The organism is Erwinia sp. V90_4 (genome assembly GCF_029967685.1).
GTDB classification, from domain to species: Bacteria; Pseudomonadota; Gammaproteobacteria; order Enterobacterales; family Enterobacteriaceae; genus Erwinia; species Erwinia aphidicola.
Genome location: NZ_JASCAQ010000035.1, coordinates 56,693 through 79,575, shown reverse-complemented (window position 1 = coordinate 79,575; position 22,883 = coordinate 56,693). Strand labels below are relative to the sequence as shown.

At 55.8% G+C, this 22,883-nt stretch carries 26 protein-coding genes and 1 pseudogene; 12 read left to right on the top strand and 15 right to left on the bottom strand.

What is annotated here, in order from left to right:
- Window positions 1-41: 41 nt before the first annotated feature.
- The 3 genes from lolE to lolC are packed head-to-tail and all read right to left on the bottom strand — an operon-like array spanning window position 42 to window position 3,182.
- Entirely contained in the window at window positions 42-1,286 is a 1,245-nt protein-coding gene (gene lolE, locus QLG07_RS04935) for a lipoprotein-releasing ABC transporter permease subunit LolE (RefSeq protein WP_099754440.1), read from the bottom strand.
- On the bottom strand, window positions 1,286-1,990 hold the full coding sequence (gene lolD, locus QLG07_RS04930; RefSeq protein ID WP_048916339.1) for a lipoprotein-releasing ABC transporter ATP-binding protein LolD: 705 nt from the start codon (window positions 1,988-1,990) through the stop codon (window positions 1,286-1,288). The genes lolE and lolD overlap by 1 nt, the downstream gene beginning before the upstream one ends.
- The gene (lolC, locus tag QLG07_RS04925) at window positions 1,983-3,182 is read right to left on the bottom strand and encodes a lipoprotein-releasing ABC transporter permease subunit LolC (protein ID WP_133623392.1); all 1,200 of its coding nucleotides are present in this window, start codon (window positions 3,180-3,182) and stop codon (window positions 1,983-1,985) included. The genes lolD and lolC overlap by 8 nt, the downstream gene beginning before the upstream one ends.
- Before the next feature lie 458 nt (window positions 3,183-3,640).
- Between lolC and QLG07_RS04920 the strand changes: the two genes are divergently transcribed.
- Window positions 3,641-5,035, top strand: a complete 1,395-nt coding sequence (locus QLG07_RS04920) for a sensor domain-containing diguanylate cyclase (protein WP_282468623.1) — start codon at window positions 3,641-3,643, stop codon at window positions 5,033-5,035.
- 51 nt (window positions 5,036-5,086) lie between these two features.
- On the opposite strand, the gene QLG07_RS04915 is transcribed toward QLG07_RS04920, so the two are convergent.
- From QLG07_RS04915 to QLG07_RS04890, 6 genes are all read right to left on the bottom strand, one after another.
- Complete coding sequence (locus QLG07_RS04915) at window positions 5,087-5,350, bottom strand: hypothetical protein (protein WP_048916342.1); 264 nt, start codon at window positions 5,348-5,350, stop codon at window positions 5,087-5,089.
- 133 nt (window positions 5,351-5,483) lie between these two features.
- Window positions 5,484-7,232 carry an amylovoran biosynthesis protein AmsF gene (locus QLG07_RS04910; RefSeq protein ID WP_048916343.1) on the bottom strand — a complete coding sequence of 583 codons (1,749 nt, stop codon included), beginning with the start codon at window positions 7,230-7,232 and terminating at the stop codon, window positions 5,484-5,486.
- A 267-nt stretch (window positions 7,233-7,499) separates the two neighbouring features.
- Entirely contained in the window at window positions 7,500-7,799 is a 300-nt protein-coding gene (locus tag QLG07_RS04905; protein WP_099754437.1) for a hypothetical protein, read from the bottom strand.
- The gene (locus QLG07_RS04900; RefSeq protein WP_048916345.1) at window positions 7,796-8,143 is read right to left on the bottom strand and encodes a hypothetical protein; all 348 of its coding nucleotides are present in this window, start codon (window positions 8,141-8,143) and stop codon (window positions 7,796-7,798) included. The genes QLG07_RS04905 and QLG07_RS04900 overlap by 4 nt, the downstream gene beginning before the upstream one ends.
- Window positions 8,140-8,607 carry a glycoside hydrolase family protein gene (locus tag QLG07_RS04895; RefSeq protein WP_191150091.1) on the bottom strand — a complete coding sequence of 156 codons (468 nt, stop codon included), beginning with the start codon at window positions 8,605-8,607 and terminating at the stop codon, window positions 8,140-8,142. The genes QLG07_RS04900 and QLG07_RS04895 overlap by 4 nt, the downstream gene beginning before the upstream one ends.
- 230 nt (window positions 8,608-8,837) lie before the next feature.
- On the bottom strand, window positions 8,838-9,209 hold the full coding sequence (locus QLG07_RS04890; protein ID WP_133623387.1) for an antiterminator Q family protein: 372 nt from the start codon (window positions 9,207-9,209) through the stop codon (window positions 8,838-8,840).
- 91 nt (window positions 9,210-9,300) lie between these two features.
- On the opposite strand from QLG07_RS04890, the gene QLG07_RS04885 reads away from it, so the two are divergent.
- The 3 genes from QLG07_RS04885 (at window position 9,301) to QLG07_RS04875 (ending at window position 10,954) form a co-directional block, all read left to right on the top strand.
- Complete coding sequence (locus tag QLG07_RS04885) at window positions 9,301-9,585, top strand: hypothetical protein (protein WP_187497472.1); 285 nt, start codon at window positions 9,301-9,303, stop codon at window positions 9,583-9,585.
- A gap of 134 nt (window positions 9,586-9,719) precedes the next feature.
- Window positions 9,720-10,289 carry a LexA family transcriptional regulator gene (locus QLG07_RS04880; protein WP_224750533.1) on the top strand — a complete coding sequence of 190 codons (570 nt, stop codon included), beginning with the start codon at window positions 9,720-9,722 and terminating at the stop codon, window positions 10,287-10,289.
- Between the two features lie 392 nt (window positions 10,290-10,681).
- Window positions 10,682-10,954 (top strand): hypothetical protein, encoded by a 273-nt coding sequence (locus tag QLG07_RS04875; RefSeq protein ID WP_133623384.1) that lies wholly within the window; start codon window positions 10,682-10,684, stop codon window positions 10,952-10,954.
- A gap of 44 nt (window positions 10,955-10,998) precedes the next feature.
- On the opposite strand, the gene QLG07_RS04870 is transcribed toward QLG07_RS04875, so the two are convergent.
- The 3 genes from QLG07_RS04870 to QLG07_RS04860 all read right to left on the bottom strand — a co-directional run bounded on the left by QLG07_RS04870 (window position 10,999) and on the right by QLG07_RS04860 (window position 12,862).
- Window positions 10,999-11,157, bottom strand: coding sequence for a hypothetical protein (locus QLG07_RS04870; RefSeq protein WP_166643173.1), 159 nt, complete (start codon window positions 11,155-11,157; stop codon window positions 10,999-11,001).
- Between the two features lie 261 nt (window positions 11,158-11,418).
- Window positions 11,419-12,375 carry a chemotaxis protein gene (locus QLG07_RS04865; RefSeq protein ID WP_048916349.1) on the bottom strand — a complete coding sequence of 319 codons (957 nt, stop codon included), beginning with the start codon at window positions 12,373-12,375 and terminating at the stop codon, window positions 11,419-11,421.
- Window positions 12,376-12,724: 349 nt separating this feature from the next.
- Window positions 12,725-12,862 (bottom strand): hypothetical protein, encoded by a 138-nt coding sequence (locus QLG07_RS04860; RefSeq protein WP_180276764.1) that lies wholly within the window; start codon window positions 12,860-12,862, stop codon window positions 12,725-12,727.
- Between the two features lie 406 nt (window positions 12,863-13,268).
- Here QLG07_RS04860 and QLG07_RS04855 point away from each other — a divergent pair, with 406 nt between their 5' ends.
- On the top strand, window positions 13,269-13,589 hold the full coding sequence (locus QLG07_RS04855) for a hypothetical protein (RefSeq protein WP_133623383.1): 321 nt from the start codon (window positions 13,269-13,271) through the stop codon (window positions 13,587-13,589).
- Window positions 13,590-13,728: 139 nt separating this feature from the next.
- Here QLG07_RS04855 and QLG07_RS04850 read toward each other — a convergent pair whose 3' ends face one another.
- Entirely contained in the window at window positions 13,729-13,893 is a 165-nt protein-coding gene (locus QLG07_RS04850; RefSeq protein WP_282468622.1) for a hypothetical protein, read from the bottom strand.
- Window positions 13,894-14,708: 815 nt separating this feature from the next.
- Window positions 14,709-14,855 (bottom strand): hypothetical protein, encoded by a 147-nt coding sequence (locus QLG07_RS04845; RefSeq protein ID WP_282468621.1) that lies wholly within the window; start codon window positions 14,853-14,855, stop codon window positions 14,709-14,711.
- A 643-nt stretch (window positions 14,856-15,498) separates the two neighbouring features.
- On the opposite strand from QLG07_RS04845, the pseudogene QLG07_RS04840 reads away from it, so the two are divergent.
- Window positions 15,499-15,663, top strand: a pseudogene (locus QLG07_RS04840) (site-specific integrase); the annotation flags it as partial.
- A 35-nt stretch (window positions 15,664-15,698) separates the two neighbouring features.
- On the opposite strand, the gene fliE reads toward QLG07_RS04840, so the two are convergent.
- The gene (gene fliE, locus QLG07_RS04835) at window positions 15,699-16,010 is read right to left on the bottom strand and encodes a flagellar hook-basal body complex protein FliE (protein ID WP_282468620.1); all 312 of its coding nucleotides are present in this window, start codon (window positions 16,008-16,010) and stop codon (window positions 15,699-15,701) included.
- 241 nt (window positions 16,011-16,251) lie between these two features.
- On the opposite strand from fliE, the gene fliF reads away from it, so the two are divergent.
- The 6 genes from fliF to QLG07_RS04805 are packed head-to-tail and all read left to right on the top strand — an operon-like array spanning window position 16,252 to window position 22,782.
- The gene (gene fliF / locus QLG07_RS04830) at window positions 16,252-17,985 is read left to right on the top strand and encodes a flagellar basal-body MS-ring/collar protein FliF (RefSeq protein ID WP_048916352.1); all 1,734 of its coding nucleotides are present in this window, start codon (window positions 16,252-16,254) and stop codon (window positions 17,983-17,985) included.
- A complete protein-coding gene (gene fliG / locus QLG07_RS04825; RefSeq protein ID WP_048916353.1) occupies window positions 17,982-18,974 on the top strand; it encodes a flagellar motor switch protein FliG in 993 nt (330 codons plus the stop codon). Before fliF ends, fliG begins: the two co-directional genes overlap by 4 nt.
- Complete coding sequence (gene fliH, locus QLG07_RS04820; RefSeq protein WP_133623380.1) at window positions 18,967-19,656, top strand: flagellar assembly protein FliH; 690 nt, start codon at window positions 18,967-18,969, stop codon at window positions 19,654-19,656. The genes fliG and fliH overlap by 8 nt, the downstream gene beginning before the upstream one ends.
- Complete coding sequence (gene fliI / locus QLG07_RS04815; protein WP_048916355.1) at window positions 19,656-21,017, top strand: flagellar protein export ATPase FliI; 1,362 nt, start codon at window positions 19,656-19,658, stop codon at window positions 21,015-21,017. Before fliH ends, fliI begins: the two co-directional genes overlap by 1 nt.
- A 20-nt stretch (window positions 21,018-21,037) precedes the next feature.
- On the top strand, window positions 21,038-21,484 hold the full coding sequence (fliJ, locus tag QLG07_RS04810) for a flagellar export protein FliJ (RefSeq protein ID WP_282468619.1): 447 nt from the start codon (window positions 21,038-21,040) through the stop codon (window positions 21,482-21,484).
- Window positions 21,481-22,782, top strand: a complete 1,302-nt coding sequence (locus QLG07_RS04805) for a flagellar hook-length control protein FliK (protein WP_282468618.1) — start codon at window positions 21,481-21,483, stop codon at window positions 22,780-22,782. The genes fliJ and QLG07_RS04805 overlap by 4 nt, the downstream gene beginning before the upstream one ends.
- The last annotated feature ends 101 nt before the right edge of the window (window positions 22,783-22,883 follow it).

Sequence of the window (22,883 nt, the reverse complement as noted above, 5' to 3'; positions counted from 1 at the left end):
CCGCTGCCTCTACTGTCCACTGTACTTATTGACCGCTGTACTTATTGACCACTTAGCACGCGCGCCGGGTCGATGCGGCTGGCGCGGCGTGCCGGATACCAGCTGGCGATCAGGCTCAGCAGCAGGGAGGTCACCAGCACAATGCCAACGTCACCCCAGTGCAGCTCGGAGGGCAGGAAGTCGATAAAGTAGATATCCCCAGAAAGGAAATGATAGCCAGTCAGCGCTTCAATCGCATGAATGATCGGTGTCAGATTGAGAGCGGCCAGCACGCCAACCACCACTCCGCTGACGCTGCCCACCAGCCCGGCCAGCAGGCCGTACCAGACAAAGATGGCGCGGATTAAGCCATCTTTAGCCCCGAGGGTGCGCAGCACGGCAATGTCGCCGCTCTTATCTTTCACTGCCATCACCAGCGTAGAGACAATATTGAAGCAGGCCACGCCGATCACCAGCACCATCGCCAGGTACATAATGGCGCGGATCATCTGAATGTCGCGGTACATATAGCCGTAGGTGCCAATCCAGCTGCGGATATAGACGGTCGCGTGGGTGACTTCGCCCGCCGCCCGCACCACGCTCATCGCGCTAAAGGGATCGGTGGCCTTCAGGGCAATCCCGGTGACGCTGTCGCCCATGCTCAGCAGCTGCTGCGCATCGGCCAGCGGCACCAGCGCCAGACTGTGGTCGAGCATGCCGCTCAGCTTGAGGATGCCGGCCACCTGCAGGCGCACCCGCTTCGGCTGCAGCAGCTTATGCCCGGCGTCGCTGTTGGGGATCATGATCGTCAGCCAGTCGCCCTGCTTAACCTTCAGGCTATCGGCAACGCCCTGCCCCAGCAGGATCTGCTGCTTGCCTGCGGCGAAGCTGGCCCAGGCATTATTCTGCACGTAGGAGGGCAGCGCGCTGAGCTGGCTCTCCTGCTGCGGGTCAACGCCCTTCACCTGCACGGCTTCCAGCTTGCTGCCGCTCTCGATCAGACCGGTAAAATTGATATAGGGTGCGGCGGCGGCCACGCCCGGCACCTGGCGGATCTTCGGCAACATCGCCTGCCAGCCGGCAAACGGCTGATCCTGCGGTTCAATCTCGCCGTGCGGCACCACCGCCAAAATACGGTTGTTCAGCTCGCGCTCGAAGCCGTTCATCGCACTCAGCCCGACAATCAGTACCGCCACGCCGAGCGCGATACCGACGGTGGAGATCACCGAGATCAGCGAAACCATGCCGCCGCGGCGACGGCCGCGGCTAAAGCGCAGGCCGAGCAGTAAAGAGAGAGAGCCGGCCATCAGAGGCTACCTGCCAGTTGCACCTGGTCGCTCAGCACGCCGTCGCGCATCTCCATCTGGCGCTGCATGCGTTTTGCCAGGCTCAGGTCGTGCGTCACCACCAGGAAAGCGGTGCCCTGAGTCTGGTTCAGCTCACCCAGCAGCTCAAAAATGGCATTGGCATTGCGTGCATCGAGGTTACCGGTCGGTTCATCCGCCAGCACCAGGCGCGGGCTGTTGACCAGCGCCCGGGCGATAGCCACGCGCTGACGCTCGCCGCCGGAGAGCTCTGCCGGGCGGTGCGCAGCACGATGATCCAGGCCAACCGCTTTCAGCATCGCCAGCGCCTTCGCCTGCGCCCCGGCCTTCGCCGTTTTGCCAATCAGCAGCGGCATCGCGACGTTTTCCAGCGCGCTAAAGTCCGGCAGCAGGTGGTGGAACTGGTAGATAAAGCCAAGCTCGCGGTTGCGCAGCTCGGCCTTGGCCGCTGACGACATGGCGTTCAGCGATTTGCCGTCAAACACCACCTCACCGGAGGTTGGGGTATCCAGCCCGCCCAGCAGGTGCATCAGGGTACTTTTACCGGACCCGGAGCTGCCGACAATCGCCATCATTTCACCCGGCTTCACGCTGAAGGATACGTTGCGCAGGACATCGGTCTGCACGCTGCCTTCCTGATAGCGTTTACACAGGTTGTCGCACTGCAACAGGATGTTGTTACTCATAACGTAAAGCCTCAGCGGGTTGAACGGCGGCCGCGCGCCAGGAAGGGTAAAGCGTGGACAGCAGCGCCACCACAATCGCCGTAACGGTGATGGTGGCAACCTGCGTCAGAGAGATATCGACCGGAAGCGCGGCGCCATCAAGGAAGGCACCGATAACCGGCATTAAATTATTTAGCTGGCTGGCCAGCAGTACGCCCAGCAGCGCGCCCAGCACCGCGCCCACCACTCCGGCGGTCGCACCCTGCACCATAAACACGGCGACAATCTGGCGGCGCGTCAGCCCCTGGGTTTGCAGGATAGCCACTTCACCCTGCTTCTCCATAATCATCAGGCCAAGCGAGGTGACGATATTAAAAGCGGCAACGGCGACGATCAGGCTGAGCAGCAGCCCCATCATATTTTTCTCCATCTTCACGGCCTGGAACAGTTCGCCCTTGCGCTCGCGCCAGTCTTTCCACACCAGCCCTTTCGCCAGCGGCTGCTGGCTGATGGTGTCGACCTGCAGCGGCTTATCCAGCCACAGACGCCAGCCGGTGATATTGCCTGCCGGGTAACGCATCAGGCGCGACGCATCCTGCTGGTTGACCAAAATCTGGTAGCCGTCGACATCGCTGTTAGCGGCAAAGGTGCCGATCACGGTAAACAGACGCTGGCTGGGAATGCGGCCCATCGGGGTGAACTGGCTGGCGGATGGCACCATCAGGCGGATTTTATCGCCGCGCTGCACGCCCAGCTGATGCGCCAGCTGCTCGCCGACGATGGTATTGTACTGGCCCGACTGCAGCTGCTGCTGACGCACGTTATAGAGATACGGTGCCAGCGGGTCCGGCTCATCGGGGTTAATCCCCAGCATAACGCCAACGCCCACGCTGGCGGCGCTTTGCATCACCACTTCCCCAGTGGAAAGCGGCGTAATGCGGCTGACGCCGGAGAGATGCAGGCTGCTGGCAGGGGTCTGCTGCGGGTTAATGGAGCCGCTGTCGCGGGTAATTAACGCCTGCGGCATCAGCCCGAGGGTGTTTTTTTCCAGCTCGTGCTCAAGCCCGTTCATTACGGAAAGCACGGTAACCAGCGCCATCACGCCCAGCGTAATGCCAATGGCAGAGAGCCAGGAGACAAACCGGCCGAAGCGGTCTGAGGCGCGCCCGCGCATATAGCGCAGGCCGATAAATAAGGCGACAGGTTGATACATGACATCCGTCTTTTAATGGCCGAAACAATTGCTGGGGATAATAAAGGTTAGTCCGGCGTTATGGAACCACTAAGCCTCTGACTGCGCGCATTGTTTTGTCAATTACTGAAACATTTCAGCGCCGTGGGTTACTGTACCAGGAATTCTCCCAAACCTTCTGATGCCCGACTTTTTTATTCGATCGCGCCGTTTAATTGCGTTATATGTGGCACCTCATAACGGAACCAGCCATCCAGCGCATTCATTTAGCTTAACTTTAGCCGCTCACGCAGCGCATATCACTGGCTCCAAAGGCACCAGGATTAATCTTAAGAAATTGCTTTCAGCAGGGTTGTCGCGTATGTTGTGTGCGCATAAAATTACGCCAGCCCTCAGATCGCAGTCTGTTGTCAACCTGAAGCCAGCCCTTAAATTCGACCGTCCATAAGCGATCCGTTTTAACCGTCCTGAGCCTAAAGATGCCAAAGTATAAAAATAATGTTAATCGGGCAGTCATCCTCTTTGTCCTCGCTATGCTGCTGTCGATTATCGGCCTTGAGGCGCGTAACCTCGGTTCGTTGTCACTTTTCTGGCCGGGCAACGCGATACTGCTTGGGCTGCTCATTCGCTTTCCTTCGCTGGACAAACGCAGCACGCTGCTCACGCTCTTTTTGGGTATGCTCAGCGCGGACATACTGTACGGCACGCCCCCGATTATTGCTGTTGGCCTTGATGGGGCAAATATTCTCTTTATTGCCTGCGCGCGCTGGATACTGCTGACCAACCACTTTACCCGCGGTTACCCCCGCCGCCTGCAGGCGCTGCTGCACGTTTTCCCGGCCTCACTGTTCGGTGCCGCCGGCTGTGCGCTGGTCGGTGCGATTGTCAGCGAGCGCTACTTTGAGGATGAGCTGTTTAAGGCCTGGTTCTCATGGTTCTCCGAGCAGATGTCGACCTCCATCCTGCTGCTGCCGCTGGTCATCAGCCTGCCGCGCCGCGATGAGCTGGCTCAGTTGGCCAGCGCCCTGCGTGAATGCACCGTGCTGCCGCTGGTTGCGCTGATTGCCACCACTCTGGCCGGTACCTGGGTTGGCGGCGGCGGCAGCATGCTGTTTCCCCTGCCCGCGCTGCTGTGGTGCGCCATCAGCTACCCGCTGTTTATCACCTGCTTCCTGACGATGATCACCGGAATTAGCGAGATCATCCTGGTGGCGGGCAACGTGCTTAATATTCAGGGCAAGGACGATCTGTTCCGCATCGATTCTCTCTCTTCTGCCCGCCTCGGCGTGGCGGCCATGCTGATCAGCCCGCTGATTGTGGCACTGAGCAGCACCTCCAATAAAAAGCTGGTCGCGCGCATCACTAAGCGCGCCGACTATGACTTTTTAACCGGCGCCCTGACGCGCAGCGGGCTCTCCTCAAAACTTGAAACGCTGGTGACACCCCGCAATCGCCCGCACGGCTTTTTCGGTGCGGCGTTTGTGATCGATATCGACCGCTTTAAAAATATCAACGACACCTACGGCCACGCCGCCGGGGATTTTGTGCTGGCGAAAACCGTTGAGTGCATCCGCCAGTCACTGCAGCAGACCGCGCTGGTGAGCCGGATGGGTGGTGAAGAGTTTCTGGTATTAATTGAAGGGATTTCTCAGCCGCGCGCGTTTCTGCTGGCGAATCGCCTGCGCCACAGCATTGAACAAAACAGCATTATGCTGAACGGCAACGATCTGAGCGTGACAGTAAGTATTGGGATTAGCACGGTCAACCTGAAGAACGTCAACAGCCTGGATGAGTCAATCAAACAGGCTGATGAACAGTTGTATCTTGCGAAGAGTAGCGGGCGAAATCAGGTTCGCCCGGAGTTTGTTCTGTAGGGGCCAGGTTTGCCCGGCCCGCTATCACTTAGCGCGGATTCACCCGCTGCATCAGGCTTCGTTTTCGATGCGGTTAGCTTCGATTTCGAAGTCCTGGATGGCGGCGTCTAACGCCTCCAGCAAAGTCCCCTGCTGGTTCAGCAGCTGGTTAATCTTTTCCGCAGCTGACGGATCTTTGTACTCGCCCTCATCAAAGGCCAGCCACTGGCTGGAGAGGGTCTCAGTATTGGTCTGCGCGTAATGGCGCATCTCTTTTAGCTGTGAAGTCACGTCGCGTAAGTGTTCAGTCTGCGTTTTGCTTTCGATCTCACTCATGGATATTTCCTTTCATAGTTAAAAGATGACTACATAAATCGGACCGAAGCGGTGCCAGAAAGTTCACAACAAATTTCCATAAATTCCAAAAAAAGCAAAAAAAAGGCCGGGTAGCCCGGCCTTAACTCTCTGATTAATAATAAGCAATTTTACGATCCGTGCCGTTGATATTAACGGTGATATATCCGGCTGCGGTGGTGGTGGTAGGCGCCGTCGCCGGGGTGGTTGCCAGCGTCAGCACCCCTTTCTCGTTGGCCCCTACGCCTGCCAGCCCGTTGTGCATGCTCATGCGTGCCGCGGGCGTGTTGGTGCCGATGGTGGTGATATCGGTGGTCTCCGTTAAGTCCGGGGTAAACAGTGAGCACTCGCCGGACTCAAAGCGCGTTGGCCCGGTGGATTTCAGGTTAAACATGGTATCGCCGCTGGCGGCCTTCAGCTTCACCCAGATCTCCGTGGTGGTCACGCCGATGCGGTTATACTTGATATCCAGCACTGCCGGGGTGCCATGATGACGAATATCCGCATAAATCGCCGTGGCGCAGCGCGAGATGCCGAGATAACTGGAGCAGGAGGAGACCGACGTGACCGGGCTACCCGCCGTGCCGGTTACCGCATCGCTGGAGACTTTGCCAATCATCTCAATAATCCACTGCTGATTCTCTTTCGGCATAAACACCTTGCCGAGCTTGTACCATTTGTCGGCGCTGGAGGTATTGGTAATTTTGTAGCCGGTATACCAGCCGGCCCGCATCGAACCGGTCATCAGCGTGCCGAAACTCTCCTCGCGCCGCCATCCCGCCTCATAGCCGGACAGCCAGCGTGTGGTGCTGGTGCCCTGACTGAGCGATGCCCCAGCCTGCAGATTGAGCTGGCGCAGCTGCACTCTGGCATGGTCGAGGATCAGCGGGCTGGAGCAATCCTCAAGGCTCAGGGCATCTATCAGCCACTGACCATTATTAAGGTCGCCCGGCGCGCGGGTATGCTCAATCCATACGTTGCGCAGTACCCCCTGCGTGACGCGCGGCATCATCAGCGTGGCATCGCCATAGCCGTACTGGAAATTGGCATTCGACAGTTCAATGGCCGTTGAGTGGTCCCATACGCCCTTCACAGTATCCGACCAGCCGACGTCAAATACCCGGCCGTAGGTGTTAATGGTGTAGATTTGGTCGAACTTACTGTCGAGCGTATCCAGCAGTTTGAATATCGTGCCACCGTTGTTCTGGCCGCGGAAGCAGCTGATCAGAACAATTTCCCCCGCCACGGTGGTGTTTTCAAAAAACGGCTGCTGATTGGAACACATGGCGGAGGTGATCACGCTTTTATTGGCGCTGACATCCGCACTCGCCTGCCCGTTCCAGCTGATCCCCTTGATGGCCGTGCGCCGCGCCTGCACTTTAAATACCGGGCTGGTCGATTTGTCAGAGATAATCGTCGTGCGCGGAATGCCGCCCTGCGGATTGCTATCGCCGTACAGGTAGAAGAACGGCAGTTCGCTGGCCGAAAGGTCAATGGGATTGATCAGGAACTTGCCGCCCGGAAAACGGACCCCGAGATCCTTACAGCTGCTGCTACAGGTCTGCGCCCAGCTCATCATCAGCTTAAATGCCCCACTGTCATCGGTATAGCCATCGCCTTTGGCGCCGAAGTGCAGGATATTGACCTCGTCGTAGTCGTTAATTACACGCTTCCAGTAAAAGCCGCTGCCGACCGCCACCGTTCCGCTATCATCGGCAGGAAGCGTGGTCGTGACAAATCCGACAAAATTACCGCCGCCGCGGAAGGTGGAGTCTTTATCGTAATAACGTTTGAGCAGGGCAATATCGCCAGATTTAGCCGGCGCGGTAGTACGTAATTCAGCAAATGAGTTAACTTCAATCATAATAACCTCCTGGCGGCGCGCACGGGCAGACCGCCTTATTAAGGGTAAATTAGCAGAATGAGCGGGGAGAGAAAGATAACTAAATTCCTGTCACCTCCTGGCAGATAATTAAATCCGCGGTTCTATTTTTTATTACCACAAAGCGAAACCCACAGATCGTTATGGGTATTAATCTGCCTGACGGTTCTGATATCCATCAGCTGGGCATCCTGGTTGTGGGTATATATCGGCGAAAATAACGTACAGCTTGCGTCGGAAATCACTTCGTTATTTATCGTCGGCGTGGAATGGCGACTGCTGCATCCTGCGGCGAGCGTCACCGTCAGTAACAGCAGCATTGTCTGCTTGAACACGTTTTGCCTCCTGACTGTTAGCGGCCTGTTGTTTAGCAACGGCCGAGATTTGCTGCGCACTCTTTTGCGCGGCGGCAATATCGGATGTCGCGCGCTGCTGGCTCTTGCCGACCTGCCTGCCGCCAAACCATGCGGCAACAAAAGCCGCCACCACGGCGCCAATGGCCAACAGCCCACTCCAGCCGCCGCTGACCAGCGAAAGTAGCGTGCTCATACTTTGCCTCCTGCGAGGGTATCACGCTGTTTAGAGAGGTTTTTCTGGCGGATAAACTGCGCCATCACCGCCATCGCCACCATAAATGCGCCGATCATGCCGAGGAAGTTATGCGGCAGCCACGATTTCACATCCTCAGGCAGCGTACTCCAGGCGCTGAGCGCCGAGTCAGGAAATGACTGCACCCAGGCACTGAGCGCGGAGCCAGCCGAGGCCAGCCACACCGACCAGGTCTTAAACAGCAGGCGGGCGTGATTTACCACCACAACTTTGCCGCAATGCACAAACAGCAGCACCGCCAGCGCCAGCATCGCTACCAGCAGAATAAATAAGGTGAATTTCATAGAACCTCCTGATAACTGGCATAAGTGCCGCTGCGCATCATCTCTGCCTGCCGCTGCGCGCGCTTCGGCGTCTGGCGCGCCCACAGGCTGGCGAGCATCGCCTCTGCGGCTCCGCTGAAGTTACCGTTGGCAATCATCAGCAGGGTATTTTTAAAGGCCGCCAGCCCGTCCACCCCCAGCTGGTAAGCCATGCTGTAAAGCACATCGCTGCGCGGAGGATTACACTGGCGCAGCGCGGCCAGCATCGCCGGGCGCTGCTTCATTTCAGCCATTTTGCTGTTAAGCATGAGCTGCATCCAGACATCGCCGACGGTGCGCGGCAGCGTGAAGGTGTAATTTTCCAGCGCCGCCCCTTTCGGACCGATCTTAATTCCGCAGCCAACGGTGGGATATCCCTCGCTATCGCGATAGGGCTGCTCTTTATATCCCTCTTCGAATACCAAAATCTGAATAATATTGCTCATCGTTCACCTCGCTTCCAACCAATAAAAAAAGGCCGCCTCAGCAACCTTATTCACCATTCAATCTGATTTTTCACTTTCACAACCGTGGCCCGACCATTTCAATAGCGCCGGGAGTTTCCCCTGATGCCGCCAATCCGACATTAACAGTCTGGATCATAAATTGCGTACGCAATCCAGAAAGTGAAATTAATTTAATTCCCTGCTGATTAATGATTAATAAATATAAGAAATCAGATCGTCTCTTCGCACTCTAATTCACACTCCAGCGCGCTTAATACGCCTGCAATAAACCCTTCGGCGGTCTGAATCTGTTTGCGGATAGTGCCGTCCGCGCAGCGGCGGCGGCGGGCGATGGCGCGCAGGGAGATCTGCCAAAGATAGTGAGCAACCAGAATGTCGTGCTGCTCGGGATGATTCTTTTTCAGGCGGCTGATGCAGGCGTCGAGGATCATACCGTCATTGTCGCTACAGCTCGGGCGTTGCCCCGGGCGGGAATGCACCAACCCCCGGAACCCGGCAGCCACTGACGAATAGCCCAGACCGCGTTCACCCGTTGCCGCCCAGCCCCCCCAACGCTCCAGTAAATTTTTCATATCGCGCATGATGTGCCCCTTTTGTCAGCTGCAACCTGCCGCCAGATATCATCATCCGGCAGCAGAGACTCATTTAACACGGCGTCAGCGCGGCTGAAGGATGACTGCCACGGTGACGCAGGAGTGGCAGACGATGCTGCCAGGGAGTTTGCCAGCGATTAGGCTGGACGGCCTGATTGATAAAGAGCGGGTAATCGTTGAGCGGCACGCATCCGGCAGTGCGCTACGGCGTGGCGGCACCATCCTGCAGGTACTCTGGTTTATACTGGCACTGAAAGTCGGCGATAAACTCGTCTCTTCAGCACCACAGCGAACCAGACTCGGCAACGGCAGCGGTACGCTGGGTTATGCGCCCGGAAAGCCGTTAACGACGCGCATTCAATAACTATGGTTATAGCAAAAGCGTCATTAATAGCAAATAGTATTACCACAGTTAATAGCAAAGCGTGTTTGACGAAAAATACGCATCGCTATAAATTCTGGTATATGAAACCGAATACACTCGCCTGGCGATTGAACATGGCTATGACCATGATGGGAATTACACAGGGTGCTTTAGCAAAAGCATCGGGCGTCTCACAGCCAACAATCTGGCGGCTGACAAAGGGAGAAGCAGAAGGCTCGCGCAAGCTGGTGGACATCGCCAGAGCGCTTGATATCAGCGTTGAGTGGCTGGCAAGTGGTGCTGGCGAGATGCGCGGCGGTCACGCCGGCAGCCCAATTGATAAAGTTAAAGCTGGCACTACCGTTGCCCTGTGGGACAGCAACGGTAAAACCAGCGAGCAGGTCAGTACGCCTACCGGCGTCAAGGCGCGCAAGAGCTGGCGTGCTTACATCCTCGACCGCAACAGCGGCTGTGCGGAGGCCAGCGCAGGTAGCATCGTGATTATCGATACCGAGGTACCAGCAGAATCTGGAGATCTCGTTATGGCCAGGATGAACTCACGCATCTCGGTTTACCGTTTTCTCGAAGGCCCCTCCAACGGTTTTTTAACCGTCGATGACCCGCGTTTACCCGCCGTTGAACTGTCGGAAGATGTGCAGTTAATCGGCGTCGCTATCTTTCTTATCCGCGACTTACGTCGGTAGTCGCTGACCTCCTGCTCCGGCAGGAGTGTCTCTTCGTAGTGACCGCCAGACACCCTGAATAATACAGAAACCATCAGTTTTTCCTCGCGGTGACCCATCAGCGCCCTCTCATCATGACCCTGACAGTGTTGTACAATCGATATAACTGAATAGATTAGTAAAGCTTTTGGAATCTTTGGGTTTTAATTTTCAAAAAATGACAATAAAAATATTAAAAATCAACTATTTCAACAAAATAACTCGATAACTTAAGTTATTTAATCAATAACATTTGATATTGATAATAACTATGGCTATCGTTTTTAGAGGCGGGATTCATCAGAAGCCTTAAGCTAAGGATTTCAGGTGAGCTCAGTTATCAATGGCTCTTACTCTTCTCAGCGGAGGTCAACATGGCGACAATTATCTGGAAAAGTGCAGCGCCGTCAGGAACCTGCCGCAGTCGTTATAAAGCACGACGCGCTGCGGCCGTGGCGCAACGCCGGCGCGACAAGCTGCTGCTGCGTAAAATTAGCCAGCTGCTGGACCCGCAGGCGGGGATGGGGATCGGTGGGGGGATGCGTCAGGCTTTTTCTGCGGCGCGCGCCTGCCAGCAGTGCGGTCTGCCGCGCCAGCTGGAGTCGCGGTATTGTTCATTCTGTCAGCCGCAAGCCGGCGGTAATTAGCCTGAGAAATGAAAACAGGCCGCACCGGGCGGCCTGTCAGGCAGTTAATCGTCTGTGCGATCGTCATCTTCAAGTAAAGATTCAATAAACGTCCGTTGTGCGGGTGTTAACACCCAGTGATCCAGCGCTCCAGGCACCTTTTCGTCCCCGGACTCTGCACTGCCAGGTAATTCAGCAGGTGTTTTTTTATCGTCGTTGTCCATAATATCTTATCAATGAACACAGGCCAGCAAGCGAATCCAGCCCGAAACGGCATGCTTTGCATCTGGCATTTGTTCGAAACCCTCACCAACCCCAGCTCGCCTCCCCTCATTCTGCTAATGACGATTTCATTTTAGGATCTTTCCAGCTTGTGATAAGTGAATAATTCTGATGTGTGCTGTCGCACAGGGAATAGCACGCCGTCGCCAGGGTGACAGCGGCGTCAGAGGGAGCGGCAGGCGCGGAGTCCTGCCGCTGAAGGCTTACTCCACGGCGTCTTCCAGCACCTGGTGGATCACCGCCGAGAGCTGATTGATTTCGAATTTCGCCACATAGCCATTGGCTCCGACCTTGCGCACATGGTCTTCGTTGGCGCTGCCGGACAGCGAAGAGTGGATCACTACCGGGATATTTTTCAGGTTCAGATCGCTTTTGATATTGCGCGTCAGGGTAAAACCATCCATTTCTGGCATTTCCAGATCGGTGAGAACCAGTCCAATCTTATCGTGAATCGAGTGCCCTTCGGCCTGCGCTTCCTGGTGCATCTGCTTAATCTTGTTCCATGCTTCCAGTCCGGTAGTGTGCATCAGCGCCGGGATGCCCATCGCCTTCAGGCCCTGCTCCAGCATCTGACGCGCCACCTTCGAATCTTCCGCCACGATAGCCACCGCACCCGGCTTCATCTTGAAGGATTTAATCTGTATATCGCCCTCTTTAACTTCGCGCACCGAAGGGATCACGTCATGCAGGATCTGCTCCACGTCGAGCACCATCGCCATGGTGCTGTTGTTATCGAGGCAGGCAATACTGGTGATATTGCGGGTGCTGACGCCCGACTCAGCCGCATGGACCTGGCTCCAGTCAAGGCGCACGATATCTTCCACCGACTCGACGGCGAAGGCCTGGGTGCTGCGCGCATACTCAGTGACCAGCAGCAGATTAAGGCCAGTTGCCGGGGTGCAGCCCGCCACGGCAGGTAAATCGATAACCGGGATCAGCTGACCGCGAATGTTGGCCATCCCCAGCAGCGGCGACTTCATCCCCGCCGCTTTGGTGATGTTGGTCATCGGCACGATTTCGCGCAGCTTAAACACGTTAATGCCGAATAATTCAGGCTTGTCTTCCTGATGAGCAGACCCCAGACGGAATAACAAAAGTTCGAACTTGTTCGATAATGCGAGATTCGCTCTCTCATCAATCTCTTTCTGAAAATTATCCATCTCTACCTCAGGTTATTATTCGTTGTTGTTGGCTTATTGGGTGCTCTGCGTGCATAGAGAGTGCACGCACTGTTCGCTATAACAACTTATCGGCAGTTCTGGAAAAAAGTGCAGGAAAGTTTTTTGCGCACTCGTCACAAGATCACATTATCCGACCCAAAAGGCACTTTGGCGCTGAAGGCGGGGGGAATACGGTGAGGCATCACCTCAGCTCTGACAGTGAAGCAACCCCTGATGTGATAAGGAACGTTACTGAGACGGCTATGTGCCGGAGGGTAAGCGGGTTGAAGTAAAGGGTGATCCCTGGCGAATTTTGATAATTTTGCGTACAACTACTTTATTATTTTTTTCAGTGCGTTGGGTAAGGCCAGTGTGGGTCCCATCCTAGTGCTGACCAGGCCCCGGTCGCGACCATCCAGGCCAGTAGAGCCACAAACACCACAATCAATGACACTTCCATCAAGCGTACAACTTTAGCCTTTCTCATCGATTAATCCTCATGAAATACAGGGTGAACGCGCCATATAACCCTAGAATGTTACCGGTAAAGTCACAATAGAAAAGGGGCTTATTTCGCGTTGAAAATGTTAAGTTTCATTTCTATAAATAAGACCTGAATATCATTTTCGCTTAAACGGAGGGCAGGATTTGACTACAGTGGGAAGGTCAGTCCATTAGACAGGTATCGACATATCATCATTAGGTTATCTGGCAGGTGTTCCCTGGCCGAGGCCAGTTTGATAATTTCAGAACCCTTCAATCCACTAAAAATTAAATGCTGAAAATCCAATGTGATAGATAGGCTTCGAGTGACTTAAAGCTTCCAGTTTACGCAGTGTTTAATTCCAAATCGTAATATAGCAGCCAACAAAACATATAAGGGATTTTGTCACATGAAAACTTCAATCATTGCTACCACTATTTTAATCGGTTCTTTTCTGACCGGATGCTCTGTGCAAAATGATAAAACACAGTTTCAAGGCCTGGGGTTAACCTATCAGTCAGATATCAAAAAGCTTGATAATGGAGACTACCTCACGGAGGTTGAAGCGGCTCCTGCTGCAGGCCGCATACAAGGTGCTGTTGGCACTGCAAATAAAAAAGCTTCTGACTTTTGCCGGGTTCAAAACAAATCAATGAAAGAGGTCAAAACGGATATCGATACACACTTGCTGGTTAATGGCGTGGCTCGCCTGACTTTCAAATGCGTCTAAATATCGCCAAGCTTCATTGCTTTTGATAAGACCTGGAGAGCCATGGTGAAGGTGGCTCTCTAACACCACATAAAGCACAACGGCTAAATAAGCCCAGCGTTTCATCCAGAGATAAGTCACATTGCCACAGCAGACCTGATTAGGCTCTGTTGCTGCAAACTGGCGTTCCAGATAATTGGGAAAAGTTGAGAGCCTCTTTATCCGTATGTGAGGATGTGGCCGTCACGAGGGCTGCTATGGTGATGGCAATAAAAAAAACCGCCGAAGCGGTTTTTTTCTCATTCATTTTTCGTTCGAGTTTCACGAACTCTTCAGCAGGTTATCCTGTAAATGCGGCTAGCCTCCAGTACTGACGAAGCAGTTTCTTTAACGCTATACACCAGAGTCGTTTTCTCACAAGATTTATTGCCCATAGATGTACCCTCCCTGCAGATTGAATCTGCGAATAAACTAATGAATTCTGCAACGATGAAAGAAAAGATAAACGAGGTTAAGCCGCCGTGCATTCCTAACATGCCTGTCATCATCAGTCTCAGGAGGCAACCGCTGAGAGACGCTATGCGTTTCGACTACGACTAATTTACTTAAATCCTAGACATTATCAAGCCCACCAAAAGATGAGCTTTGATTTCAAAGGGATCGAATTCGGTTTTGTTTGAAGGCATTACGGTGCGCGGAGGTTCACTACGGGCATAAAAATCCCGGACTTTCTCGAGGCTTGGTTAGTGTTATGTTTCGATTACTTTTGCTATCGTCTGCTTTTCGAGTGACACTTAGGATCAATATGAAGACTTTAGTTTTTGCCTGCGCCCTGCTACTTACTGGCTGTAATACTAAATGGTCATGGGTGCCTGTCCTTCCTGTAATCAGTTCCGACCACTGCCCGCCGGGCAAGGGGCCAGTAGGGACTAATCAGGATTGCCGTTAACTCATTTCAAACACTGCTCTCTGGGTGTGGAATCCCAAAAAAAGCCAGAACGTCGACAGGCTCTTTTTTCATTAATCTTGCTGATTGCTCTCAGCTTGCCGTTGCACTCGTCTAGAGAGTCGAGCAACTTAAAATTGAGAAGCACGCTGTCGCCGTATGGCATTCCCTTGGGGACATTAGGAACCGCGCATTCACTTAGCAGGCTGGCGGGAATCGGCAGGTACGGAGTCTTTACCGTTGCGTACTGAATCTGCCTGTACGCGCAGCTTGCCAGTAACGTCGTCAGGCATAACAACAACGCTGCACGTATTGCCACGGAGTGCGTCTTTGATTTTCATCCTGCACCCCTGCTGTTTCATTTCTGCGGCGGCCCGGCGCTTTACCTCAGTCGTGCAATTACGTTCTGCTCACCGACGCGGTGAGCCAGGTTCTTTAGGGAGGTAGGGATGGATTGCATGAGGAGACAGAATGTCGCCAGCAAAGAAAAATGGGCTGAGGTCGATGGCGCAACGCTACCGGGCAGCGCTTGAAGCAATACCTAAGGCAGGACAACAGCCGAGAAAGACCGCATCACCACCCTTCTGTTAGACAAATTAACTGAACAAATAACTGCCCTGCCGCCTAGTCAGTTCCGGCCAAGAGACTGGCTGGCTTATTACGTGCGCATGGTGGAGAAGGAAACTCGCAATGTCACTCGATTTAACAGATACGAGACGCGCAGCCGACCTCGCCTGTGGCATCACCCTTCCTGATGGAACGTGATACAAAGTACTTGCCATACCCGGCATGGATAAGCTGATAAACACTCAGTTCACTAACGACCCACTAAACGTCACCACAGCAAAAGCAAAAAGATGGCTGATCTCCTTGAGCCATCGACAGCTCCTGATGGTTGGTGCAATGGCAGCGACAGAGCGCGCCACGCAAAAATGAAATGTTATCTGGTCGAGTTCTTACGCACCTGTAACGGTTTTCGTAGCCAGTAACCCAAACTTTATCACATCGCAAATGGGCCACGCAGATGCACAGATGGTCTACCAGGTTTATGGGGCGTGGATGGCTGAAAACGATGATGCGCAATTGAGCCTGATGAACTCAAAACTTAATGACTTTGCCCCACTACTGCCCCACACTTACACCGGATAGCTTTATAATCCATACTATTTAGTAACTTAACTAATCTAAACCTGCATATTCATAATGTCAGTGTAAGCGCTGACCAGCTTGTTACGCACCTGAATACCCATCTGCATCGAGACGCTGGATTTTTGCAGGTCAACCATAACGTCGTTCAGCGACACCCCTTCTTTGCCCATCTCAAAATCCTGCGCCTGGGTGCGCGCCGAGGTTTGCGTTTCGCTGATCTTGTTCAGCGCCGCCTTCAGCTCTGCGCCGAAATCTGCCTGAGAAGTGCTGTCTGTGTTTTTACCGCCTGCCTGCAGAGCTGCTGTCTGCATGGCCTGCATCACGCTTTCAATACCCTGAATCGCCATGTTTTCTCCCAAATGGATGCTGAAGTGACTACCGACGCCGAGTAACTTAACACCGATGTCAATAAGACAAAGCCTCTAATTAGAAGTAAAAAACACAGCTTATCCGGCCATCGAATTTCCCATTTAAGAAAATAATGGCACTCCATTAAGGTGGAAATTTTTTAAGCCAGCGCATCAGGGAGTCAGTTTTGTTACGACACTACACGCAACAGTCCGGTCAACTGTCAGGCAGGAAGAAGTCATGAATGCAACTGTCACGCAGGATAATCCAGAGAAGAAGGGTCTGAACGACCTGTTCGCTCGCCTACGCGCTAATCCTCGCATCCCTCTTATTGTGGCTGCGGCGGCCGTTGTGGCCGTCATTATTGCGATGGTGCTGTGGGCGAAGCAGCCGGATTATCGCGTTCTTTATAACAACCTCAGCAATGAGGATGGCGGCGCCATCGTCACCCAGCTGACCCAGATGAACGTACCCTATAAGTTCGACGATCAGGGTGGCGCGTTACTGGTTCCGGCAGCCCAAGTGCATGAACTGCGCCTGCGCCTCGCTTCACAGGGTCTGCCAAAAGGCGGCGCTGTGGGCTTTGAACTGCTGGATAAAGAGAAGTTCGGCATCAGCCAGTTCAGCGAGCAGGTTAACTACCAGCGTGCGCTGGAAGGCGAGCTGGCACGCACGATTGAAACTCTCGGCCCGGTGAAAGGCGCGCGCGTGCATCTGGCTATGCCGAAACCGACGCTGTTCGTGCGCGAGCAGAAAGCCCCGTCCGCCTCCGTGACGCTGGCTCTGCAGCCAGGCCGCGCGCTGGATGAAGGCCAGATCAATGCCGTAGTGCATATGGTCTCCAGCAGCGTCGCCGGTATGCCACCCGGCAACGTGACCGTTGTCGATCAGGCTGGCCGTCTGCTGACGCAGAACGACCCGACCGGCCGTGACCTCAACGATACCCAGCTGAAATATGCCAGCGATGTTGAAGCCCGCTATCAGCAGCGCATTGAAGCTATCCTTGGCCCAATTGTCGGCAATGGCAATGTCCATGCCCAGGTCACCGCGCAGATTGACTTCAACAGTCGCGAGCAGACCGACGAGCAGTACAAACCGAACAGCAATCCTGACCAGCAGGCTATCCGCTCTCGCCAGACCAGCGACAGTGAGCAGCTGGGTGGCCAGTATCCTGGCGGCGTGCCGGGCGCGCTCTCCAACCAGCCCGCTCCGGCTAACGCGGGTCCGGTCACCACGCCAAATAACAATGCCAACGGGGCTAACGGTGCCAACGGGGCGAACGGCCAGGCGGCCAACAATGCGGCGACCAATGCCGCCACCACGACTGCGCAGAAAGCGGTACCGTCGAACACCCGCAGCGACAACACCACCAACTACGAAGTCAACCGCACCATCCTGCACACCAAGATGAATGTCGGTGAAGTGCAGCGCCTGTCGGTGGCCGTGGTGGTGAACTACCGCGCCGATGCCGCAGGCAAACCGATTGCATTGAATGATGCTCAGCTGAAGCAGATTGAAAACCTGACCCGAGAGGCGATGGGCTATTCGGAACAGCGTGGTGACAGCCTGAACGTCGTCAACTCACCGTTTACCGAGAACGATGATGTTGGTGCCGAGCTGCCATTCTGGAAACAGCCAGGCTTTATTGACCAGATGTTTGAAGCAGGCCGCTGGTTACTGGTGCTGATTGTTGCCTTCATCCTGTACCGCAAGCTGGTGCGCCCGCAGCTACGCCGCAAGGCCGAGCAGGAGAAAGCCGCTGCCGAAGCCGCCGTGGCTGCCGCCCAGACCCGTGCCCAGGATGATGATCAAGGGGTCTCCGTCAAGCTGTCGAAAGATGAGCTTGATCAGGAACGTAAATCTCAGCACCGCATGAGTGCTGAGGTCATGAGCCAGCGAATTCGCGAAATGTCAGAAAATGACCCACGCGTGGTGGCTCTGGTTATTCGCCAGTGGATGAAGGACGAACTATGAGTCTCACCGGTACTGAAAAAAGCGCCATCCTGATGATGACCATTGGCGAAGATCGCGCTGCCGAAGTGTTTAAGCACCTCGACACCCGCGAAGTGCAGCATCTGAGCTCGGCGATCTCGAATATGCGCCAGGTGTCGCACAAGCAGCTGACCGACGTGCTGCGCGAGTTTGAGATCGATGCCGAACAGTATGCGGCGCTGAGCCTCAACTCCAACGACTATCTGCGCTCCGTGCTGATTAAAGCGCTGGGCGAAGAGCGTGCCTCTACCCTGCTGGAAGATATTCTCGAAACCCGCGAGACCACCAGCGGCATGGATACGCTGAACTTTATGGAACCGCAGGCGGCTGCCGACCTGATCCGCGACGAACATCCGCAGATCATCGCCACCATCCTGGTGCACTTGAAGCGCGGCCAGGCGGCCGATATCCTTGCTCAGTTCGACGAGCGTCTGCGTCACGATGTCATGCTGCGTATCGCCACCTTTGGCGGCGTGCAGCCGGCAGCGCTGGCGGAGTTGACCGAAGTGCTCAATGGCCTGCTGGATGGTCAGAACCTCAAGCGGGCGAAGATGGGCGGTGTGCGTACTGCGGCCGAGATTATCAACCTGATGAAAACTCAGCAGGAAGAAGCGGTTATCGAAGCGGTGCGCGAGTTCGACGGCGAACTGGCACAGAAAATCATCGACGAGATGTTCCTGTTCGAAAACCTCGTCGAAGTGGACGACCGCAGTATCCAGCGCCTGTTGCAGGAAGTGGAGTCCGAGTCGCTGCTGGTGGCGCTGAAGGGTTCCGAACAGCCGCTGCGCGAGAAGTTCCTGAAAAACATGTCGCAGCGTGCGGCCGATATTCTGCGCGACGATCTCGCCAACCGTGGTCCGATGCGTATGTCTGCAGTTGAGACCGAACAGAAAGCGATTCTGTTGATCGTTCGTCGTCTGGCCGAAAGCGGCGAGATGGTGATTGGCGGTGGCGAGGAAACCTATGTCTGATCATTCCTCCCTGCCGTGGCAGCGCTGGCAGCCTAACGATCTGGCACAGCGCGATCGGCCGCTGATTGAAGAGCTGACGATCCCGGAAGTGACGGAAGAGCCTGCCGACGATCGGCAGTTCCAGCTGGAGCAGCTTCAGGCTCAGGTGCGCAATGAAGCACAGGGTCTGGGCTATACCGAAGGTCAGCAGCGCGGCTTTGCCGAAGGCCAGAAAAGCGGTTATGACGCCGGTTTTCAGCAGGGGCTGGCGGAAGCTCAGCAGCAGCAGGCACCGTTACAGGCGCGCATGCAGCAGCTGGTTTCCGAATTCCACCACACGCTGGAAGCGCTCGACAGCGTCATCGCCTCGCGCCTGATGCAGCTGGCGCTGGAAGCCGCACGCCAGGTGATTGGCCAGGCACCGCACGTTGACGGCACCGCCCTGCTGCGCCAGATCCAGGGGATGCTGCAGCAAGAGCCGATGTTCAGCGGCAAACCCACGCTGCGCGTCCACCCGGACGATCTGCCGCGGGTGGAAACCACGCTCGGCGCTACGCTGAGCCTGCACGGCTGGCGTCTGCTCGGCGACAGCACCATTCACCCGGGCGGCTGCAAAGTCAGCGCCGAGGATGGCGACCTGGATGCCAGCATCGCCACCCGCTGGCATGAACTCTGCCGTCTGGCCGCACCGGGAGAACTGTAATGACCACTCGCCTGTCGCGCTGGCTTGGCGCACTCGACAACTTTGAACAGCGTCTGGCCCAGGTGCCCGAGGTACGTCGCTATGGCCGGCTGGTGCGTGCCACCGGGCTGGTGCTGGAAGCGACCGGCCTGCAGCTGCCGCTGGGTGCGACCTGCGTGATTGAACGTCATGACAGCCAGGGCATTGGCGAAGTCGAGAGTGAAGTGGTCGGCTTTAACGGCCAGAAACTGCTGCTGATGCCGCTGGAAGAAGTAGAAGGCATCATTCCCGGCGCGCGCGTTTATGCCCGCGTGGCAGGTGATAACCAGCACAGCGGCAAACAGCTGATGCTCGGGCCAGAACTGCTGGGGCGCGTGCTCGACGGCAGCGGTCGCCCGCTGGACGGCCTGCCTGCACCGGAAACCGGCTATCGCGCCCCGCTGATCACGCCGCCGTTTAACCCTTTACAGCGCACGCCGATCACCGACGTGCTGGATACCGGCGTGCGGGCGATTAACGCTCTGCTTACCGTCGGTCGCGGCCAGCGTATGGGGCTGTTCGCGGGTTCCGGCGTTGGTAAAAGCGTGCTGCTCGGCATGATGGCGCGCTACACCAAGGCGGACGTCATCGTGGTCGGGCTGATTGGCGAACGTGGCCGCGAAGTCAAAGACTTTATCGAAAACATTCTCGGCACCGAAGGCCGTGCGCGGGCGGTGGTGATTGCCGCCCCGGCGGATGTCTCTCCTTTATTACGTATGCAGGGTGCTTCTTACGCCACGCGCATTGCCGAAGACTTCCGCGACCGTGGCCAGCACGTGCTGCTGATCATGGATTCCCTGACGCGTTACGCCATGGCCCAGCGTGAAATAGCGCTGGCGATCGGGGAGCCGCCGGCCACCAAAGGCTATCCGCCTTCCGTGTTTGCCAAGCTGCCCGCGCTGGTCGAGCGCGCCGGTAACGGCATCGACGGCGGTGGTTCGATTACCGCCTTCTATACCGTTCTGACCGAAGGGGACGATCAGCAGGACCCGATCGCCGACTCCGCGCGCGCCATTCTCGATGGCCACATTGTGCTGTCGCGCCGCCTGGCAGAATCCGGCCACTACCCGGCTATTGATATTGAAGCCTCGATCAGCCGCGTCATGGCACACCTGATCGATGAGACGCACTACGCCCGCGTGCGCCAGTTTAAACAGCTGCTTTCCAGCTACCAGCGCAACCGCGATCTGGTCAGCGTGGGGGCGTATGCCGCCGGGACCGACCCGACGCTGGATAAAGCGATCAAACTCTACCCAGAGCTGGAGGCCTTCCTGCAGCAGGGGATGTTTGAGCGCAGTACGTTTGATGATGCCAGCCTGCATCTGCAGGCGATCTTTGGTTAAGTCTGAACAGCGGAGAACTTATGGCTAAGACAGCTTCCCCGATCGAGACCCTGCGCGATCTGGCACATAAAGATGTGGAAAAAGCCGCCATCCAGTTAGGCGACGTACGCCGGGCGCAAAAGCAGGCAGATGATCAGCTGACAATGCTGCTCAACTACCAGGACGAATACCGCAGGAATCTCAACACCACCATGAGCGAAGGGATTGCCAGCACGCGCTGGTACAACTACCACCAGTTTATTCAGACGCTGGAAAAGGCGATTGAACAGCATCGCGCCCAGCTGATGCACTGGAACACCCGGGTGGAAAATGCCCTGCGCTTCTGGCGCGACAAACAGCAGCGGCTGCACGCCTATGAAACGCTTCAGGCGCGGGCGCTGGCAACCGCACTCTTACAGGAAAACCGTCTCGATCAGAAACGGATGGACGAATTTGCCCAACGGGCATCATTGAGGAAAGGCGAATGATTACCTTACCAACCGCAGTGGCGACCACCAGCGCCAGTAGCAAAACCGGTGCGGCTGCCACCACCCCTGACAGCACGCTGGACGCGACTCCCGGCGGCGACAGCGCCGCCAGCGGTGAAAATTTGCCGCAGGGGTTTCTCACTCTGCTGGGGAACCGACTGCTATCGCTGGCGCAGCAGGGTGCCAGCGCCGCCCCTCAGGATGACACGGCGCAAAATGTTACCGCCGATGGGAAAGCACCGGCAAAAACCAGCATCAGCGATCTGCTGGCCGCGCTGGATAAGCCCGAGACGCTGACCGCGCTGCTGCAACCGCAAAAAGCCAGCACGGAAAAAAGCCCGGACAGCGAGGAGAAAGCCGCGCCGGTGGAGCTGAGCAGCAGCGATTTGCAGGCGTTACAGGCGCTGTACGCCATGCTGCCCAACGCTGCCGCAGTGCCCGTTGCCAGCGGTAACAGCAGCAGCAAAAACAGCGACCTGCTGAGCAGCGATCTGAGCAAGAGTAACAAAGGCTCGACGCTGAACGCGTTAAGCGCGGCGTTGGGTAAAGTGAGCAGCGACGACGCTGACGCCGCGGGCACGGCCACCACGAAAACCGGCAGCGCTGGCGTACTGCTGCCGGGCAACTCCGACAGCGCGACTGCTGCGGCAAAATCCAGCACTAACCCGGGTGCGCAGACGCTTGACTCAGCTTTTCAGCAGGTTATGAACCACGTCAGCAAAGATAACGACAAAGAAAATTCAAGTTCTGCCCTCAACGCGACGATAACCAATAATGTGATCAGCGCCGCTTCTTCCGCGCAGACCCCGACTTCAACCTCGACGGTCAGCGCGCCGGCAACGCCACTGCTGAATTCTCAGCTTGGCAGCCCGGAATGGCAGCAGGCACTGGGACAACAGATCCTGATGTTCAGCCGCAACGGGCAGCAGACCGCCGAGTTGCATCTGCATCCGCAGGACCTGGGCAGCATCCAGATCTCTTTGAAGCTGGATAATGACCAGGCCCAGCTGAGTATGGTGTCGAACCATAGCCAGGTCAGGGCCGCGCTTGAGGCCGCTATCCCTCAACTGCGTACCTCACTGGCTGAAAGCGGCATCAGCCTGGGTCAAAGTAATGTCAGTAGCGATGCATTCCAGCAGGGTCAGTCCTTTAATGGCCAGCAGGAACAGCAGCGTAATAACAACGGAAACCCGTTTAGTCTTGCTAATGAAAATGACAGTGATGTGACGCAAATTGCCGTACCTGCCGCCCTGCAGGCGCGTGCAGCTGGCTCCAATGCTGTTGATATTTTCGCCTGACGGCAACAAACGCGCAAGCTGATGGCAAAACTCGCGTCTTTTCTGCCTATTGTTTGGTGCAAGACGCGGGATAATTCGCTCATAAAGCCGTGGGACAGTGA

Bases quoted from the DNA above. Each gene is read 5' to 3' on its own strand.
- lolE (WP_099754440.1), bottom strand. From the start codon at position 1,286: ATGGCCGGCTCTCTCTCTTTACTGCTCGGCCTGCGCTTTAGCCGCGGC.
- lolD (WP_048916339.1), bottom strand. From the start codon at position 1,990: ATGAGTAACAACATCCTGTTGCAGTGCGACAACCTGTGTAAACGCTAT.
- lolC (WP_133623392.1), bottom strand. From the start codon at position 3,182: ATGTATCAACCTGTCGCCTTATTTATCGGCCTGCGCTATATGCGCGGG.
- QLG07_RS04920 (WP_282468623.1), top strand. From the start codon at position 3,641: ATGCCAAAGTATAAAAATAATGTTAATCGGGCAGTCATCCTCTTTGTC.
- QLG07_RS04915 (WP_048916342.1), bottom strand. From the start codon at position 5,350: ATGAGTGAGATCGAAAGCAAAACGCAGACTGAACACTTACGCGACGTG.
- QLG07_RS04910 (WP_048916343.1), bottom strand. From the start codon at position 7,232: ATGATTGAAGTTAACTCATTTGCTGAATTACGTACTACCGCGCCGGCT.
- QLG07_RS04905 (WP_099754437.1), bottom strand. From the start codon at position 7,799: ATGAGCACGCTACTTTCGCTGGTCAGCGGCGGCTGGAGTGGGCTGTTG.
- QLG07_RS04900 (WP_048916345.1), bottom strand. From the start codon at position 8,143: ATGAAATTCACCTTATTTATTCTGCTGGTAGCGATGCTGGCGCTGGCG.
- QLG07_RS04895 (WP_191150091.1), bottom strand. From the start codon at position 8,607: ATGAGCAATATTATTCAGATTTTGGTATTCGAAGAGGGATATAAAGAG.
- QLG07_RS04890 (WP_133623387.1), bottom strand. From the start codon at position 9,209: ATGCGCGATATGAAAAATTTACTGGAGCGTTGGGGGGGCTGGGCGGCA.
- QLG07_RS04885 (WP_187497472.1), top strand. From the start codon at position 9,301: ATGACTGCCACGGTGACGCAGGAGTGGCAGACGATGCTGCCAGGGAGT.
- QLG07_RS04880 (WP_224750533.1), top strand. From the start codon at position 9,720: ATGGCTATGACCATGATGGGAATTACACAGGGTGCTTTAGCAAAAGCA.
- QLG07_RS04875 (WP_133623384.1), top strand. From the start codon at position 10,682: ATGGCGACAATTATCTGGAAAAGTGCAGCGCCGTCAGGAACCTGCCGC.
- QLG07_RS04870 (WP_166643173.1), bottom strand. From the start codon at position 11,157: ATGGACAACGACGATAAAAAAACACCTGCTGAATTACCTGGCAGTGCA.
- QLG07_RS04865 (WP_048916349.1), bottom strand. From the start codon at position 12,375: ATGGATAATTTTCAGAAAGAGATTGATGAGAGAGCGAATCTCGCATTA.
- QLG07_RS04860 (WP_180276764.1), bottom strand. From the start codon at position 12,862: ATGAGAAAGGCTAAAGTTGTACGCTTGATGGAAGTGTCATTGATTGTG.
- QLG07_RS04855 (WP_133623383.1), top strand. From the start codon at position 13,269: ATGAAAACTTCAATCATTGCTACCACTATTTTAATCGGTTCTTTTCTG.
- QLG07_RS04845 (WP_282468621.1), bottom strand. From the start codon at position 14,855: ATGAAAATCAAAGACGCACTCCGTGGCAATACGTGCAGCGTTGTTGTT.
- fliE (WP_282468620.1), bottom strand. From the start codon at position 16,010: ATGGCGATTCAGGGTATTGAAAGCGTGATGCAGGCCATGCAGACAGCA.
- fliF (WP_048916352.1), top strand. From the start codon at position 16,252: ATGAATGCAACTGTCACGCAGGATAATCCAGAGAAGAAGGGTCTGAAC.
- fliG (WP_048916353.1), top strand. From the start codon at position 17,982: ATGAGTCTCACCGGTACTGAAAAAAGCGCCATCCTGATGATGACCATT.
- fliH (WP_133623380.1), top strand. From the start codon at position 18,967: ATGTCTGATCATTCCTCCCTGCCGTGGCAGCGCTGGCAGCCTAACGAT.
- fliI (WP_048916355.1), top strand. From the start codon at position 19,656: ATGACCACTCGCCTGTCGCGCTGGCTTGGCGCACTCGACAACTTTGAA.
- fliJ (WP_282468619.1), top strand. From the start codon at position 21,038: ATGGCTAAGACAGCTTCCCCGATCGAGACCCTGCGCGATCTGGCACAT.
- QLG07_RS04805 (WP_282468618.1), top strand. From the start codon at position 21,481: ATGATTACCTTACCAACCGCAGTGGCGACCACCAGCGCCAGTAGCAAA.